The sequence below is a fragment of the Novosphingobium sp. NFX11 genome (genome assembly GCF_057376415.1).
Map to the genome: position 1 here is coordinate 986,858 of NZ_CP080384.1, position 16,491 is coordinate 1,003,348.

Annotated in this window: 12 protein-coding genes, 1 tRNA gene and 3 pseudogenes; 9 read left to right on the forward strand and 7 right to left on the reverse strand. The window is 66.3% G+C overall.

Annotation, left to right across the window (positions count from 1 at the left end):
- The first annotated feature begins 13 nt into the window (after window positions 1-13).
- The gene (locus KZO24_RS05050) at window positions 14-892 is read left to right on the forward strand and encodes an EAL domain-containing protein (RefSeq protein WP_486486937.1); all 879 of its coding nucleotides are present in this window, start codon (window positions 14-16) and stop codon (window positions 890-892) included.
- A 353-nt stretch (window positions 893-1,245) separates the two neighbouring features.
- Here KZO24_RS05050 and KZO24_RS05055 read toward each other — a convergent pair whose 3' ends face one another.
- The 3 genes and pseudogenes from KZO24_RS05055 to mfd all read right to left on the reverse strand — a co-directional run bounded on the left by KZO24_RS05055 (window position 1,246) and on the right by mfd (window position 5,349).
- Complete coding sequence (locus KZO24_RS05055) at window positions 1,246-1,620, reverse strand: type II toxin-antitoxin system HicB family antitoxin (RefSeq protein WP_271181039.1); 375 nt, start codon at window positions 1,618-1,620, stop codon at window positions 1,246-1,248.
- A gap of 13 nt (window positions 1,621-1,633) precedes the next feature.
- A complete protein-coding gene (locus tag KZO24_RS05060) occupies window positions 1,634-1,816 on the reverse strand; it encodes a type II toxin-antitoxin system HicA family toxin (RefSeq protein ID WP_271181038.1) in 183 nt (60 codons plus the stop codon).
- 40 nt (window positions 1,817-1,856) lie between these two features.
- Window positions 1,857-5,349, reverse strand: a pseudogene (gene mfd, locus KZO24_RS05065) (transcription-repair coupling factor).
- 198 nt (window positions 5,350-5,547) lie between these two features.
- On the opposite strand from mfd, the gene KZO24_RS05070 reads away from it, so the two are divergent.
- Complete coding sequence (locus tag KZO24_RS05070) at window positions 5,548-6,282, forward strand: SDR family oxidoreductase (RefSeq protein ID WP_271181036.1); 735 nt, start codon at window positions 5,548-5,550, stop codon at window positions 6,280-6,282.
- A gap of 58 nt (window positions 6,283-6,340) precedes the next feature.
- Here the strand turns inward: KZO24_RS05070 and KZO24_RS05075 are convergent, their stop codons facing one another.
- Both KZO24_RS05075 and KZO24_RS05080 read right to left on the reverse strand, forming a co-directional pair.
- A complete protein-coding gene (locus KZO24_RS05075; RefSeq protein WP_271181035.1) occupies window positions 6,341-6,613 on the reverse strand; it encodes an FAD assembly factor SdhE in 273 nt (90 codons plus the stop codon).
- Window positions 6,614-6,658: 45 nt separating this feature from the next.
- Complete coding sequence (locus KZO24_RS05080; RefSeq protein WP_008832325.1) at window positions 6,659-7,081, reverse strand: baeRF12 domain-containing protein; 423 nt, start codon at window positions 7,079-7,081, stop codon at window positions 6,659-6,661.
- Window positions 7,082-7,184: 103 nt separating this feature from the next.
- Here KZO24_RS05080 and recG point away from each other — a divergent pair.
- Together recG and KZO24_RS05090 are read left to right on the forward strand one after the other, a co-directional pair.
- Window positions 7,185-9,244, forward strand: a pseudogene (gene recG / locus KZO24_RS05085) (ATP-dependent DNA helicase RecG).
- Between the two features lie 120 nt (window positions 9,245-9,364).
- The gene (locus KZO24_RS05090; protein WP_486486938.1) at window positions 9,365-10,120 is read left to right on the forward strand and encodes a FadR/GntR family transcriptional regulator; all 756 of its coding nucleotides are present in this window, start codon (window positions 9,365-9,367) and stop codon (window positions 10,118-10,120) included.
- 67 nt (window positions 10,121-10,187) lie between these two features.
- On the opposite strand, the gene KZO24_RS05095 is transcribed toward KZO24_RS05090, so the two are convergent.
- Window positions 10,188-10,264 (reverse strand) — tRNA-Pro (locus KZO24_RS05095).
- Window positions 10,265-10,443: 179 nt separating this feature from the next.
- Here KZO24_RS05095 and thyA point away from each other — a divergent pair.
- The 5 genes and pseudogenes from thyA (at window position 10,444) to KZO24_RS05120 (ending at window position 15,813) form a co-directional block, all read left to right on the forward strand.
- Window positions 10,444-11,399, forward strand: a pseudogene (thyA, locus tag KZO24_RS05100) (thymidylate synthase).
- A gap of 104 nt (window positions 11,400-11,503) precedes the next feature.
- Window positions 11,504-12,814: a 3-methyl-2-oxobutanoate dehydrogenase (2-methylpropanoyl-transferring) subunit alpha gene (locus KZO24_RS05105; RefSeq protein ID WP_008832329.1), complete on the forward strand. Its 1,311-nt coding sequence runs from the start codon at window positions 11,504-11,506 to the stop codon at window positions 12,812-12,814.
- Window positions 12,811-13,863 carry an alpha-ketoacid dehydrogenase subunit beta gene (locus KZO24_RS05110; RefSeq protein WP_271181031.1) on the forward strand — a complete coding sequence of 351 codons (1,053 nt, stop codon included), beginning with the start codon at window positions 12,811-12,813 and terminating at the stop codon, window positions 13,861-13,863. The genes KZO24_RS05105 and KZO24_RS05110 overlap by 4 nt, the downstream gene beginning before the upstream one ends.
- 5 nt (window positions 13,864-13,868) lie before the next feature.
- Entirely contained in the window at window positions 13,869-15,224 is a 1,356-nt protein-coding gene (locus KZO24_RS05115; RefSeq protein ID WP_271181030.1) for a dihydrolipoamide acetyltransferase family protein, read from the forward strand.
- 10 nt (window positions 15,225-15,234) lie between these two features.
- Window positions 15,235-15,813 carry a YdeI/OmpD-associated family protein gene (locus tag KZO24_RS05120; RefSeq protein WP_271181029.1) on the forward strand — a complete coding sequence of 193 codons (579 nt, stop codon included), beginning with the start codon at window positions 15,235-15,237 and terminating at the stop codon, window positions 15,811-15,813.
- Between the two features lie 128 nt (window positions 15,814-15,941).
- Here the strand turns inward: KZO24_RS05120 and KZO24_RS05125 are convergent, their stop codons facing one another.
- A complete protein-coding gene (locus tag KZO24_RS05125) occupies window positions 15,942-16,403 on the reverse strand; it encodes a hypothetical protein (protein WP_069707639.1) in 462 nt (153 codons plus the stop codon).
- Window positions 16,404-16,491 lie beyond the last annotated feature (88 nt).

Here is a 16,491-nt window from a genome sequence, read left to right on the forward strand (position 1 = left end):
GAGCGTCGGATCGATGCTCGACCGTCTCGGTCACGCGCTGGGCGAGGCCTACGAGCAGGCCGGAACCCGCCTCGCCTGGGCCGATGGCGAGGTGACCCCGCCCGGCCGCTCGGCGCAGCAGCTGGAGGCCGACCTCCTCGTCGCCATCGACCGCGACGAGATCGAGGTGCTGTTCCAGCCCCAGTTCAACCTTGCCGACGACCGGCTGACCGGCGCCGAGGCGCTCGCCCGCTGGAACCACCCGGAACTCGGCCGTATCGGCGCCGGTGCGCTGTTCGCCATCGCCGAGCGCGCCGACCACATCGGGCCGCTTTCCCGCCATATCGCCCGCAAGGCGATGTTCGCCGCGCGGGCATGGCCGGGCCAGCTGCGGCTCTCGATCAACGTGACGCCCGCCGACCTCGCCTTCGCCAGCTACACCCGGCAGATGTTCGAGCTGATCCGCGAGACCGGCTTCCCGCTGCGGCAGCTGACGCTGGAGATCACCGAGCAGGCGCTGATCGCCGATATCGAGATGGTCGCGCAGACAATGGCGGAATTCTCGGCGCAAGGCATCCGCATCGCGCTCGATGACTTCGGGGCTGGGTTCTGCAACTTCCGCTACCTGAAGGTGCTGCCGATCCACTACCTGAAGCTTGACCGCTCGATGATCGACGGCGTGACCACCGACCGCCGCGACGTTGCGGTACTGCGCGCGATCGTGGCGATGGCGAAGGCGCTGGACCTCGAAGTGATCGCCGAAGGGATCGAGGAAGAAGGCCAGCGTGAGGTCGCCGCGCGCGAGGGTTGCGCGTATTTCCAGGGGTTCCTGCGGGCGCAGCCCATGAGTGCGGCGATGTTTGCTAAGTTGGCCCGGGCTGAAGGGAAGAAAGAGGAAAGCAGGGGAGCATAGCCCCCTGCACCCCCGATATCTGTCGGCGTGGCGCGTGCAGCGGGGTGCGCATTGCGGGCTGATTTGTGGCCTGCGGCGCTTTTTTCGCTGTTTCCCTCGTCACCCTGAACTTGTTTCAGGGTCCATCGCGCCGTGTAACTCTGCCGTAGCGCAAGCAAACCGAGGGGGCAGCTCTGCGGCACTACCTTCCGGCTAAGTCTGCCTAATGGACCCTGAAACAAGTTCAGGGTGACAGGGCCTCAAAAGCGCCGCTGCCTATCTGTTCTAAACATCACAGTGAGAGCACGACGCTCCTTCGCGCGCAACCTCTGACATTTCACGGGAAGCAGGGGTGCTAAACCCCTGCATGCACCTCAATGCGCGCCCTGTATCTCGTTACGCGCGGCCTGCGCGATGAAAGCGCTGCGCGTCAGGCTGCGTTCGGCCGCGGCTTTGTCGATCGCGTCGAGTATACCGCGTTCGATCGACAGGTTTACCCGCGCCACGCGATGATCGTTGACGATCCAGGGGACCGCGATCAGCGTGCCTCCATCTTCGCTTTCGATCCCGTCGAGCGGTGTAGGTTCGCGCCAGGGCTGGTCCTCGAACCACAGTTCGAGGGCTTCGCAGGCTTTCGGCAGAATGTCCTCGGCGCGATCGGCGGCGGCGAAGCAGCCGGGCAGGTCGGGGAAGGTCAGGCCGTAGGCACTGTCCTCGTCCTTGTGCATGATGGCGTAGAAGTATTTCACGGCAATCGTCCTGTCATAGCCAACCTGCCATTTTCGCGATCGAACGCGCGGTGCCGATCGGCAAATCCTTCTTCGGATGCGGTACGATCAGTGTGCGGTCGTCCTTGCGGTACTTGGCATGTGAGCCTCGGGTCGAGACATGCTGCCATCCTTCGGCCTCAAGCCGTTTGATGATGGCTTTGCTGTCACGATGCATGTGTAAATAAATACACACTGATTGCGGTCAGGACAAGGGGTCACCCCTTGCGCGCCACTGCACTCAGCCCCTTGGTCAGCTGCAGCAAACCGTTGAGCCTGCTTTTTGGATCGCCCCATGCGCGCTGCAGCACCAGCTTGTTGTCCGGCCGCAGCTTTACCGCGCCGTTCAGCCGCTCGGCATAGGCGATCAACCCAACCGGGTTCGGGAAGCTGTCGTTGTGGAAGCTCACCAAAGTCCCGCGCGGGCCCACGTCGATCTTGGCGATGTGCGCCTCGATCGCCTGCCGCTTGATCTGGATAAGCTGGACGAGGTTCGCGGTCGGCTGGGGCAGGGGGCCGAAGCGGTCGATCATCTCGGCGGAGAGCGATTCGATCTCGGCGCGCAGATCCGCATCGTTCAGGCGGCGGTAGAGCGCCATGCGGACGGCGAGGTCTGGTACGTACTCTTCCGGGATCATGATCGGCGCTTCGACGGTGATCTGCGGGGACAGGCCCGAGGTGTCCTTCTCCAGCCCGACACCGCCCGCGCGCGCGGCGAGGATCGCGTCCTCCAACATCGACTGGTAGAGTTCGAAGCCGACTTCGCGGATGTGGCCGGACTGCTCGTCACCAAGGAGATTGCCCGCGCCGCGAATATCGAGGTCGTGGCTGGCGAGCTGGAAGCCCGCGCCCAGCAGATCGAGATCGCCCAGCACCTTGAGGCGCTTTTCGGCCACTTCGGACAGCGCGCGGTCGGGCGGCGTTGTCAGGTAGGCATAGGCGCGCAGCTTGGAGCGGCCCACGCGGCCGCGCAGCTGGTAGAGCTGGGCGAGGCCGAAGCGGTCGGCGCGGTGGATGATGATCGTGTTGGCGCGCGGGATGTCGATGCCGCTTTCCACGATCGTGGTGGAGAGCAGCACCTCGTACTTGCCCTCGTAGAAGGCGCTCATGCGCTCTTCCACGTCGCCCGCGCTCATCTGGCCGTGGGCGGAGATGTACTTCACCTCGGGCACGTTCTTGTGCAGCCAGTCCTCGATCTCGGGCATGTCGGAGATGCGGGGGACGACGATGAAGCTCTGGCCGCCGCGGTGGTGTTCGCGCAGCAGGGCCTCGCGCATCACCATCTCGTCCCATTCCATCACGTACGTGCGCACCGCAAGGCGGTCGACCGGCGGAGTCTGGATGGTGGAGAGTTCGCGCAGGCCCGACATGGCCATCTGCAAGGTGCGCGGGATCGGCGTGGCGGTGAGCGTCAGCACGTGCACGTCGGCGCGAAGCTGCTTGAGCTTCTCCTTGTGGTTCACGCCGAAACGCTGTTCCTCGTCGACGATGACGAGGCCAAGGCGCTTGAAGCTGACCGTCTTGGAGAGGATCGCGTGGGTGCCGCAGACCACATCCATCGTGCCGTCGGCCAGACCGTCGCGGGTGGCCTTGGCCTCCTTCTCGGGCACGAGGCGCGAGAGGCGGCCGACGTTGAGCGGGAAGCCCGCGAACCGGTCCGCGAAGCCGGAGAAGTGCTGGCGCGCCAGCAACGTGGTCGGCGCGACGACAGCGACCTGCTGGCCCGCCATCGCCGCGACGAAGGCGGCGCGCAGGGCCACTTCGGTCTTGCCGAAGCCAACGTCGCCGCAGACGAGGCGGTCCATCGGGCGGCCGCTGGAGAGGTCTTCCAGCGTATCGGCGATGGCGGCTTCCTGGTCCTCGGTTTCTTGCCAGGGAAGCGGTCGACGAACTGGTTGAAGCTCGATTCCTCGGCGACGAGCGCGGGCGCCTCGCGCAGCGCGCGTTCGGCGGCGGTCTTCATCAGTTCGCCCGCGATCTCGCGGATGCGCTCCTTCAGGCGGGCGCGGCGCTTCTGCCAAGCCTCGCCGCCCAGCTTGTCGAGCGCGACGCCTTCCGCCTCGCTGCCGTAGCGGGAGAGGACGTCGAGGTTCTCGACCGGGATATAGAGCTTGTCGCCGCCGGAGTAGGTCAGCATCACGCAGTCGTGCGGGCTCTTGCCGACCGGGATCGACTGCAGGCCTTCGTACCGGCCGATGCCGTGGTCCATGTGGACGACGAGATCGCCCGGCGTCAGCGCCGCCAGTTCGGCGAGGAAGGCGTCAGGATCCTTCTTCTTTTTCTTCCGGCGGACAAGGCGGTCGCCCAGAATGTCCTGCTCGGTGATGACTTCGACGGGATCGTTGGAGAAGCCGGTCTCCAGCGGCAGCACCAGCGCGGCGGAGCGGCCCTGCACGGCAAGGCCCAGCGCTTCCTGCCAGGTCTCCGAGACGCGCGGCTCTGGGCCTTTCGCTTCGCCGAGTATCGAGACGAGGCGGGCGCGGCTGCCGGGCGAGTAGGCGGCGAGGATCGCCTTGCGGCCCGACTTGGCGATGGCGTGGAGGTGCTTGGCGGCCGCCTCGTAGGCATTGTCTCCGCGGGCGCGCTCGGGGGCGAAATCGCGCGCGTTGCCGAAGCCGAAGTCGATCACCTTGCCGCTTTCCGGCTGGGCGAAGGGATCGGCGCGGTGGACCGGGTGGGCGGCGATCAGTTCGTCCAGCTCGTCCTTGCCGAGATAGAGCAGATCGGTTGCCAGCGGGCGGTAGGAGCCGGCCTTCTGGCCCGAGGTTTCGAGGCGGGCCTTGTGATAGTCCGCGATATCGGTGACGCGCTCGTCCACGGCGCCGATCGCGGCGGTGTCCATCACGATCAGGTCATCGGGGCCGAGGTGGTCGAACAGGGTGACCAGCCGGTCCTCGAACAGCGGCAGCCAGTGCTCCATGCCCGCAAGGCGGCGGCCGTCGCTGACCGCCTGATAGAGCGGATCGGCCGTGGCGTTGGTGCCGAACATCTCGCGGTAGCGGGTGCGGAAGCGCTTGACGGTATCCTCGTCCATCAGAGCTTCGCTGGCGGGCAGCAGTAGGTGGTCGGGCACGGTGCCGCTGGAGCGCTGGGTGCCGGTGTCGAACAGGCGCAGCGTTTCCAGCTCGTCCCCGAAGAAGTCGAGGCGCAGGCCGCCCCCGATCCTTCTCCGGCATTTAGGCCCGAGGGCACGATGTCGAAGATCGAGCCGCGCACCGCGAACTCGCCCGCGTCGATCGCGGTGTCGGTGCGCTGGTAACCCTGGCGGCGCAGCAGGCCGATCAGGCTTTCGTGGCCGATCTCCATGCCGGGCTTGAGCAGGCGCACCGATTCGCGGATTCGGAACGGGGTGAGCACGCGCTGGAGCAGGGCATTGGTGGTGGTGACGAGAAGCTGCGGCCCCTGTCGCTTCAACTGCAACGCATGGAGCGCGGCGAGGCGGCGGGCGCTGACCGACAGCGCGGGGCTGGCGCGGTCGTAGGGCAGGCAGTCCCACGCGGGGAACTCGATGACCTCCAGTTCGGGCGCGAAGAACTGCGCGGCGCTGGCGACGGCGCTCATCGCCTGGTCGTTGTCCGCGACGAAGACGGCGCGGCCTTTCGGAGCAATGGCGCGGGCAAGGTCGGCCATGACCAGCGGCTGCGAACCGCGAGTGACCGAAGCGAGGGTCAACGGCGCCGAGGCCGTGATGATGCGGGAGAAATCAGTCATGACAGGGGTGATTGGCGGGATATGCGGGGCGAAGGGGAAATACAATCATCTTCCCGCGCAAGGTGTCATGTCTGCGGATCGCTCCCACTCTCGTCATTGCGAGCGTAGCGCAGCAATCCAGGGCAGTGTTACGCTGGCCCTGGATTGCTGCGCTACGCTCGCAATGACGAACGGTAGCTGCGAGAAATGGAGAGCATCATGACCACCCTCGAAGGCAAGCGCGTACTGATAACCGGCGCATCCAGCGGCCTCGGCCGCCATTTTGCGCAGGTGCTGAGCGTCGCCGGTGCCCATGTCGTGCTCGCGGCCCGGCGCATGGATGCGCTGGAGGAACTGGCCGCCGAGATCGGCGATGCCACCTGCGTATCCCTCGACGTCACCGATCCTGCCAGCATCCGCGAGGCCGCCGGGCAGGCAGGCGCCATCGACGTGCTGGTCAACAACGCGGGCGTATCCAGCGCCCAGCCGGTGCTCGATGCGACGGTGGAGGACTACGACCACATCATGAACGCCAACCTGCGCGGCGCCTTTCTCGTCGCTACCGAAGTCGCGAGGGGCATGCGCGATCGCGGTGAGGGCGGGGCGATCGTCAACATCGCGTCGATCTTAGGGCTCGCGCAAGGCGGGCAACTAGCGGTCTATGCTATGAGCAAGGCGGGCGTGGTGCAGATGACCAAACAGATGGCGCTGGAACTGGCGCGCTACGGTATCCGCGTGAATGCGCTGGCGCCGGGTTATTTCGCCACGGACATGAACCGCGATTTCCTCTCCAGTACGCTGGGCGATGCGATGGCGAAGCGCATTCCGCAGCGGCGCTTCGGTAATTTCGAGGATCTCGACGGGCCGCTCATGCTGCTGTGCTCGGATGCCTCGCGCTACATGACCGGGGTGGTGATCCCGGTCGATGGCGGGCACCTGCTGGGCGGGCTGTAAAGTCCGACGGCCTCACTTCAGTCGTCATTGCGAGCGCAGCGAAGCCGGATCGTTCCGATCAGTCCCTCGGAATCTCGACGTAATCGAGCTTCATCATCCTATCGATCATCGGCCCGCGATATTCCTCGGGCACCGACATAGTGCCGAGCGCCCAGCCCATGATATCGACGTCTTCCTCTTCGATGATGGTCTCGAACAGGGTGATGTCCGCATCCGACCATTCGGCGTGGAAGCGGTCGAAGAAGCAGCCGATCATGTAGTCGGCCTCGCGGGTGCCGCGATGCCAGGCGCGGAACTTGAGGCGGGCGAGGCGGGGTGAAAGTTCGCTCATGCCCGCGCCGTTACAATGCGGCGCGGGCATGGGCAAGTTCGCGCATTAGCCATGCAGGATGCGGGTGATCTCCTGTGCGGGACGACCGGCGAGGTTCTTGGGCACTTCGGCCACCAGCACGTCCTTGAGCTGCTTATGGTAATGCCTGCGCATTTCGCCCAGCGAGCGCGGGTCCGCGACGACCACCAGCTGGTCGATCTCGCGCGAGAGCACCTGGCTGTTCAGCCATCCCGTCACCGCCGCGACGTGGGCGCTTTCATCGAGCGCATCGTTGCTGCCGTCGCCGGTGCGGGCCTGATGGCGGGTGGGGCCGTCGAGGCGGCGGGCGCCGGCGCTGAAGTTGGTCGCCTCCAGTTCGGGTACGTCCATCGCCGCCAGTCGGGGTTCGGCTTCCGCCCCCGTGTTGCGATAGAGTTCGAAGTTCTCTCCGTCGACGATCGCGAACACGGTTCCGTTCGGCAAGAGCATGGGCTTCTCCTTCATTGTTACAGGGGAGCCAACCGCACGATGACGGACAAGGTTCCGCCTGCTCTGGCGAAACGGTCCCCACTCGCGCTAAGAGGCGCTCGTCATGCGGCCTGAAGCTCTCAATTCCCTGTTCGTCGAAGTCGAGGCGCTCGAAGGCGTCGGTCCCAAGCTGCGCAAGCCGCTGGAAAAGCTGGGGCTTACCCGGATCAGGGATCTTGCGTATCACTTGCCCGACCGCTTCGTGGAACGGCGCGCGATCACCAACCTCGACGAGGCGGGCGTGGGCGAGAACGTCATCGTCGCGCTCACCGTGCGTGAACACCGCTCGCCCAGCGGGCGCGGCCCGTTCCGCGTGATCGCCGAGGACGCGGTGGGGAACATCTGCACCGTCACGTACTTCGGCCGCGCCTCCTATACGGGCAAGAAGCAGTTGCCCGTCGGCGAGACGCGCTGGGTGGCGGGGCGGATCGACCAGTACGGCCAGATGCTCCAGATCGTGCATCCCGAACATGTGTCGGAGGATCTCGTCCGCGCCGATCGGGCAGTTGTGCGAGGCGGTCTATCCTCTGTCCGAAGGGCTGACGCAGGGCCGCGCAGCGTCGCTGGTGGCGCAGGCGCTGAAGGCGCTACCCGAGCTTCCCGAATGGATCGAGCCCAGCCTCACCGCCAAGACCGGCTGGCCGCTCTGGCGCGAGGCGCTGACCGAGGCGCATCGCGGCGTCAACGACCCCGCGCGCGACCGGCTGGCCTACGACGAACTCTTCGCCAATGCGCTGGCGCTGATGCTGGTGCGCGAAAGCAACCGCTCGCAGCGCGGCACGCCGCTGGTCGGAGATGGCTCGCTGCGGGCTAAGCTGAAGTTGCCGTTCGCGCTGACCGGCGCGCAGGCCCGCTCGATCGGCGAGATCGAGGGCGATCTGGCGCAGCCTTCGCCGATGCTGCGGCTGCTGCAGGGCGACGTGGGTTCGGGCAAGACGGTGGTGGCGCTGTCTTCGATGCTGATCGCGGTGGAGGCAGGCGCGCAGGCCGCGCTGCTGGCTCCGACAGAAATCCTCGCCCGCCAGCACTACGAGACGCTCTCGCGCATGCTGCAGGGCACCGGCGTCGAGATCGCGCTGCTGACCGGGCGCGACAAGGGCAAGGCGCGCGAGGCGATCCTGATGGGGCTGCTGGGTGGCTCGATCCAGATCGTCGTGGGCACGCATGCGATCTTCCAGGACAGCGTCGCGTACAAAAACCTCGCGCTGGTGGTGATCGACGAGCAGCACCGCTTCGGCGTCGGCCAGCGACTGATGCTGGCGCGTAAGGGACGCCGCGCGCCGCATACCCTGGCGATGACCGCGACCCCCATCCCGCGCACGCTGACTCTGGCGCAGTACGGCGAGATGGAAGTCTCCAAACTCGACGAACTGCCGCCGGGCCGTCAGGCGATCGATACCCGCGTCGTCGCGGTGGAGCGCATGGACGACGTCGTCGGCGCGCTGACGCGCCATATCGAGATCGGGGCAGCAGGCCTACTGGGTCTGCCCGATGGTTAACGAGAGCGAGACCGACGACCTTGCCGCCGCCGAGGCCCGCTATGCGGCGCTCAAGGAGCGCTTCGGCGATACCGTGGCACTGGTCCACGGCCAGCTCCGGCCCGAGGTCAAGGACGCGGCGATGGAACGCTTCGCCCGGGGCGAGGCCAAGCTGCTGGTTGCGACCACGGTGATTGAGGTCGGCGTCGACGTGCCCAATTCCACGTTGATGGTGATCGAACAGGCCGAGCGCTTCGGCCTTGCCCAGCTGCACCAACTGCGCGGGCGCGTGGGGCGCGGTTCGGGAAAGTCCACCTGCCTGCTGCTGCGCGGCAACCAGTTGTCCGAAACCGGCCGCCAGCGCCTCGCCCTGATGCGCGAGACGCAGGACGGCTTCCGGCTTGCCGAGGAAGACCTGCAACTGCGCGGCGGCGGCGAACTGCTCGGCACGCGCCAGTCGGGCGACACGCCGTTCCGCATCGCCAGCCTCGAACAGATCACCAAGCTGCTGCCGCTCGCCCACGACGATGCGCGCCTGCTGATCGAGCGCGACGGCGGCCTTGCCGGTCCGCGCGGCGAGGCGGCCCGGCTGCTGCTCTATCTGTTCGAGCGCGACTGGGGCGTGCAACTGCTGCGCTCGGGCTGAGCCTGCGTCGGCAACCTCTCTTGCCTGTGGCGGAGCACCGCTTGTCCCGGCTTACGGGCGACTGGTAAGACAGATTTCGCGAAACCGGAATAACCGGTCGGACCGCAGGGAGGGATAGCGTTGGACCGTGCACAGGACAGATCGCCGTCGCCGCGCCTCTATCGCAAGGTCGCGGCGCGACTGATGGACGAGATTCGCGCCGGGCGCCATCCGGTCGGCGCGCGCATGCCGGCCGAGCGGGACTTGTCGCTCACCATGGGCGTCAGCCGCCCCGTCGTGCGCGAGGCGCTGCTGGCACTGGAGGTCATGGGCGTGGTGGAGGTCCGCATCGGGTCGGGCGCCTATGTCCTGCGGCTGCCGGAGGACGAGCCTCGCTCCCCGGCCGAAGTGACGCCGATGGAACTGGTGCAGGCGAGGCTGATCTTCGAGGGCGAAGCCGCCTCGCTCGCCGCCGCCAACATCACCGACGAGGAACTGGCGCGACTGGACAGCGCCGTCGCCGCGATGCGTCGGGAGGACGGCTCGTTCGAGGACTGGCAGGCTGGGCTGACCGATTTCCACATGACTATGGCGCATGCCACCCGCAACCTCGCGGTGGAGCGCAGCGTGCGCGACTTGTGGGACATGCGCTCGCGCTCGACGGAATGTCGCCGGATGCTGGAGGAAGCCCGTAGCCGCAATTACCGCTACAGTCTGCAGCAGCACGTGGAGATTCTTGCCGCGCTGAAGGCGCGCGACCCGGGACGGGCGCGAGCGGCGGTGCGGATGCATCTGGAGGGCTCGATCGAACACGTCCTGATGGCGATCGAGGAACGCGCCGTCGCGGATGCGCGGGCGCGGGTGGCGGAAATGCGCTCGCGCTATTTTTCGCGCTGAGACGTGTAAAAGTCGGGGCCTGAAACGACGAACGGCGCGTCTTGCGACGCGCCGTTCTCGTATAAAGTGGTCGGGGAAAGAGGATTCGAACCTCCGGCCCCTGCCTCCCGAAGACAGTGCTCTACCAGGCTGAGCTATTCCCCGACCGGAGGGGCAATCCGAAGACCGCCCCGGGCAGGAGGGCGCCTATATAGGGCACTTCCGGGGGTGGCAAGGGGCTTTTCGGCAAAAACTTCAACCTTGTGAAAATGGTGGCTGATTGCGCTGGGGAGCATCGCGCGCGGGTGCTTTCGCCGGCGCGCGCGGGCGGATAGTCTGATGCCATGACCACGACCGCGCTTCGCACCGCCTCCACCGCAACCCCGCATTGGGAATGGCAATACCTCGACCTCATGCGCCGCATCTGGGAGCAGGGCGACGAGCGGCAGGACCGCACCGGGGTCGGCACGCGCTCGGTCTTCGGCGCGACGATCCGGTTCGACCTTTCGGGCGGTGCGATGCCGCTGCTCACCACCAAGCGCGTCTACTGGAAGACCGCCACGCGCGAGATGCTGTGGTTCCTGACGGGCAACACCAATATCCGTCCGCTCTGCGCGCAGGGGTGGAAATCTGGACCGACTGGCCGCTCGACCGCTACCGCCGCGAAACGGGCGAGGAGATCAGCCGCAAGGACTTCTCCGCGCAGATCGTGGCGGACGAGGTGTTCGCCGAGGCCTGGGGCGATCTCGGTCCGGTCTACGGCAAGCAGTGGGTGGACTGGGACACGTACGAGCCGGTCGGCGAGGGTCTGTTCCGGCGCGGTCCCGGCATCAACCAGGTGGCGCAGGTGGTCGAGAGCCTGCGCAAAAATCCAGGTAGCCGCCGCCATATCATCGAGGGATGGAACGTCGCCGAACTCGATTCGATGGCGCTACCGCCTTGTCACAAGACCTATCAGTTCCATGTCGCGGACGGGCGGCTCTCATGCCTGCTCTATCAGCGCAGCTGCGACCTCGGCCTCGGCTTCGCCTTCAACATGTGGTCGCTGGCCCTGCTGACGCGGATGATGGCGCAGCAATGCAACCTCGAGCCGGGTGAGGCCGTTTGGACCGGTGGTGATGTCCACTTGTACCTCAACCATGCGGCGCTGGTCGAAGAACAGCTCTCGCGCGAGCCGGAAGGCGAGGCGACTATGGCGATCGTCCGGCGTCCCGATCTGATCTTCGACTACCGGATCGAGGACTTCGAAGTCGCCGGATATGCCCCCCAGGCGCATATCGCCGCGCCGGTTGCGGTGTAATTGACATTACCAAGGTTTGAAATAATATGACTTAACCGTGGAATTTTGCTTCGCCTGTTGCGGGGCGGGTTCCGACGGCCCGACCTTGGCGGGAGAGCATTGAAATGGCCGAAAAAACGGCACCAGATACGGGAAGGGCGCGCGGGAATCTCCCGCCGCTGGAACTCTACGTACCCGAGCCACGCTACCGGCCCGGCGACGTCGTCGATTATTCGCACCTCCCGGTGCCGCCTGCAGGACAACTGGGGCGCCCGGACGAGAATTGCCCGGCCAGCGAAACCTGGCCGATGACCACCGACATGATTCGCGTCCTCGATGAAGAGGATCGCGCGGTCGGCCCCTGGAACCCGGGCCTCGATGCCGAGACGCTGCGGCGGATGCTGCGCACGATGGCTCTGACCCGCGCGTTCGACGACCGGATGTACCGTGGGCAGCGGCAGGGCAAGACCAGCTTCTACATGAAGTGCACCGGCGAGGAGGCGATCTCGGTCGCCCATGCCCATGCGCTCGCGCATGACGACATGGTGTTCCCGACCTATCGCCAGCAGGGCATCCTGATCTCGCGCGGGTATCCGCTGGTGGAGATGGTCAACCAGATCTACTCCAACCGCGCGGACAAGTTGAAGGGCCGCCAGTTGCCGGTCATGTACTCGGCCAAGGATTACGGGTTCTTCTCCATCTCGGGCAACCTCGCCACGCAGTACCCGCAGGCGGTGGGCTGGGCGATGGCCAGCGCGATCAAGGGCGATACCCGCATCGCCACCGCCTTCGTCGGCGAGGGATCGAGCGCCGAGGGCGACTTCCACGCGGCGATGACGTTCGCTGCGGTCTACAACGCGCCGGTGGTGCTGAACGTCGTCAACAACCAGTGGGCGATCTCCAGCTTCTCGGGCTTTGCCGGGGCGGAGCGCACGACCTTCGCGGCACGCGCGGCCGGCTACGGCATTGCCGGGCTGCGGGTGGACGGCAACGATGCGCTGGCGGTCTATGCCGCCTCGCGCTGGGCCGCTGACCGTGCCCGCGCCAATCAGGGGCCGACCCTGATCGAGCACTTCACGTACCGCGCCGAGGGGCACTCCACCTCCGACGATCCCAGCGCCTATCGCTCCGCGCAGGAGCGCGAGGAATGGCCGCTCGGCGATCCGATCATGCGCCTCAAGAAGCACCTCATCGCACTTGGCGAGTGGTCGGAGGCGCAGCAGGAGGCGATGGACCGCGAACTGGTCGAGCAGGTGAAGGTGGCGACCAAGGAGGCCGAGAAGAACGGTGTCCTCGGCCACGGGTTGCACCATCCGTTCCACACCATGTTCGAGGACGTCTTCGAGGAACTGCCCTGGCACCTCGAGGAGCAGGCCGCGCAGGCCATCCGCGAGCGTGAGATCAAATGGCCCGAATGGAAGGGAGAAGGCGCATGACCGAAGAGAATGCGTTGAGCCTCCAGGACGCGCCGACCCGTTCGATGAACATGATCGAGGCGATCAACGACGCGCTCGACATCATGATGGCCCGCGATCCCGACATCGTCATTCTGGGCGAGGACGTCGGCTATTTCGGCGGCGTGTTCCGCGCTACCGCCGGTCTGCAGAAGAAGTACGGCCGCAACCGCGTGTTCGATTCGCCGATCAACGAATGCGGGATCGTCGGCGCGGCGGTCGGCATGGCAGCTTACGGCCTGCGCCCGGTGCCGGAGATCCAGTTCGCGGACTACATCTATCCCGGCCTCGACCAGCTCGTCTCCGAGGCGGCGCGCATGCGCTATCGTTCGGCGGGCGAGTTCACCTCGCCGATCACCATCCGCTCGCCCTTCGGCGGTGGTATTTTCGGTGGCCAGACGCACAGCCAGAGCCCGGAGGCGATGTTCACGCACGTCGCGGGCCTCAAGACGGTGATCCCGGCGACCCCGCACGATGCCAAGGGCCTGCTGATCGCGGCGATCGAGGACAACGACCCGGTCATCTTCTTCGAGCCCAAGCGCATCTACAACGGCCCGTTCGACGGCTATTACGACAAGCCCTCGCGGACGTGGAAGGGCCATCCCGGCAGCCTGGTGCCGGAGGGCTACTACAAGATCCCGCTCGGCAAGGCGCGCATCGTGCGCGAAGGTGCGGCGCTGACGGTGTTGTCCTACGGCACCATGGTTCACGTCGCCGAGGCGGTGCTGGCCGAGAAGGGCATCGATGCCGAGATCATCGACCTGCGCACGCTCGTCCCGCTCGACATGGCGACTGTGGAAAAGTCGGTGGAGAAGACGGGGAAATGCCTGGTGATACACGAGGCGACCCGCACCTCCGGCTTCGGCGCCGAACTGGTGACGCTGGTGCAGGAGCGCTGCTTCTATCACCTCGAAGCCCCCGTGGAGCGCGTGACCGGCTTCGACACGCCGTATCCGCACAGCCTCGAGTGGGCCTATTTCCCCGGTCCCGTCCGCATCGGCGAGGCGGTCGATCGGCTCATGAAGGAATAACTGGGATGGGACGCTATATTTTCCGCCTGCCCGACATCGGGGAAGGCATCGCCGAGGCCGAGATCGTCGCCTGGCACGTCAAGGTCGGCGATACCGTCGAGGAAGACGGCCGCCTTGCCGACATGATGACCGACAAGGCCACCGTCGAGATGGAAAGCCCGGTTTCGGGCAAGGTCGTCGAAGTGGCGGGCGAGGCGGGCGACGTGATCGCCATCGGCTCGCCGCTGGTGGTGATCGAGATCGAAGGCGCGGGGAACGAGGAGGCCGATCGAAAACAGAGCGCGCCTGCTCCGAAGGCCGAGGTGGTCGAGGAGCGGATCGAAGTCGAGACGCCGGATGCGGGCGATGTTGAGAAGGTGGTGGCTGGTGCTTCGACAAGCTCAGCACGAGCGGAGGTGGTTGTAGAGCCTCTTCCGACTCCCACACCCGCTCAGGCTGAGCCTGCCGAAGCCCGCGCGCCCACGCCCGCGACAAAGCCCGCCCCTCACGCCAAGGTTCTCGCCAGCCCCGCCGTGCGCCAGCGTGCCCGTGATCTCGGCATCGACCTTGGCGAAGTGCGCCCCGCCGAGGATGGCCGCGTGCGCCATGCCGACCTCGACGCCTTCCTCTCCTACAACGCCAGCGGCGGCTTCCAGCCCGCAGGTATGAAAGGCAAGGACGAGCAGGTCCGTGTCATCGGCCTGCGCCGCCGCATCGCCGAGAACATGGCCGCCTCCAAGCGCAACATCCCGCACTTCGCCTATGTCGAGGAGTACGATGTCACCGCGCTGGAGGAGACGCGCGCGCAGCTCAATGCCGGGCGCGGGGACAGGCCGAAGCTGACGATGCTGCCGTTCCTGATCACGGCGATCTGCAAGCTGCTGCCGAAGTACCCGATGCTCAATGCCCATTACGACGACGAGGCAGGCGTGGTGACGCGCTACGGCTCGGTGCATCTGGGCATGGCGGCGCAGACCCCGGGCGGCCTGATGGTCCCGGTGATCCGCGATGCGCAGGACCGCAATCTGTGGCAGCTGGCGGCGGAGATCACCCGTCTCGCCAACGCCGCGCGCGATGGCTCGGCGAAGTCGTCGGAGCTTTCGGGCTCGACGATCACCCTGACGTCGCTTGGTCCGATGGGCGGGGTGGCGACCACGCCTGTCATCAACCGCCCCGAAGTCGCCATCATCGGCCCCAACCGCATCGTCGAGCGGCCGATGTTCGTGAAGGGCGCCGACGGCATCGAGCGCATCGAGAAGCGCAAGCTCATGAATATCTCGATGAGCTGCGATCACCGTGTGGTAGATGGCTGGGATGCGGCGAGCTTCGCGCAGGACCTCAGGAAACTGATCGAGGCCCCGGCGCTGATCCTCGCGGGGTAGGAGAGGGCAGATGGGCAGCGATCCGCGCGTAGACGAGTATATCGCCAAAGCCGCGGATTTCGCCCGCCCGATCCTCGAACATCTGCGTGAACTGGCTCACCGCGCGCTCCCCGATGCCGAAGAGGCGATCAAGTGGGGGATGCCGCACTTCCTCGTGAACGCAAAGAACGTCGCCGGGATGGCGGCGTTCAAGGCGCACTGTACTTTCGTCATTCACGGAGACGGGCGCCAGGGTGATGCGATGGGCCAGTTCGGGCGCATCACCGCGATTGCCGACTTGCCGGACGAAGCCGAGCTTGTACGGAAGCTGCAGGCTGCGCGTGGGCGGGTGCAAGCCAAAGGCACGGCGGTAAAACAGGCCCGCAAGCCCAAGCCCGAAATCGCCATGCCGGATGACTTCGCGGCGGCGCTGGACGGGGTTCCCGCTGCAAGGACGCATTACGAGGCGTTTACGTCTTCGGCACGGCGCGACTATCTCGAATGGATCACCGAGGCGAAGATCGCCGCGACGCGCGAGAAGCGCATGGCTCAGGCGGTTGAGTGGATCGCCGAGGGCAGAAAGCGCAATTGGAAATACGAAAAGTGCTAACGTCGTCCCGGACTTGATCCGGGACCGCTGGCGGCCTTTAGGCGAGAGCCCGGATGAGCGCAGCAAGGTGGATTGCTCACGGCCAGCGGTCCCGGATCAAGTCCGGGACGACGGTTCGATCGTCGCCTTTACCGCACCACGCCCGCATAGGCGATACGTCCCTGACCGAGCGCCGCGTAGCTCGCGGGGATGCGCCAGCGCACATGCGTGACGTCCTCGGGCGTCGCCTGGCGTCCGTCGACGCGCATCGCCTCCAGACGGCCCCACGAGCGACCGCCATCGACCGACACTTCCTGCATGTCGCTGGCGCTGCGCTGGTAGGCGAGACGGGCGGGCAGGGGGTTGGTCAGGACGAAGCCGCCGGTGCCGCGCATGCGCCGCCACGTCACTACGGTCACGACCCGGTCCCCGCGTGTGAGCATGCTGGCAGGTTCCAGCCTGCGCCCGTTGAGCGCATCGACACGTTCCACGAAGACGGCGCTGTCGGTGGCGACTGCGCTGGTGCTGCGGGCCTCGGCGGAAAGAGTGCTGCCGGTGAAGGCGGCGGCCGTCAGGGATAGCGTGCAGAGGATGCGCTTGGCTGTAATCACGGGCGATTCTCCCCGGCCGCCCAGCGCGGCCCCGGTGCAAGACTGCGTCGCCACTCGCGAAAATAAGGTTAATTTCCACTGTCGCCGA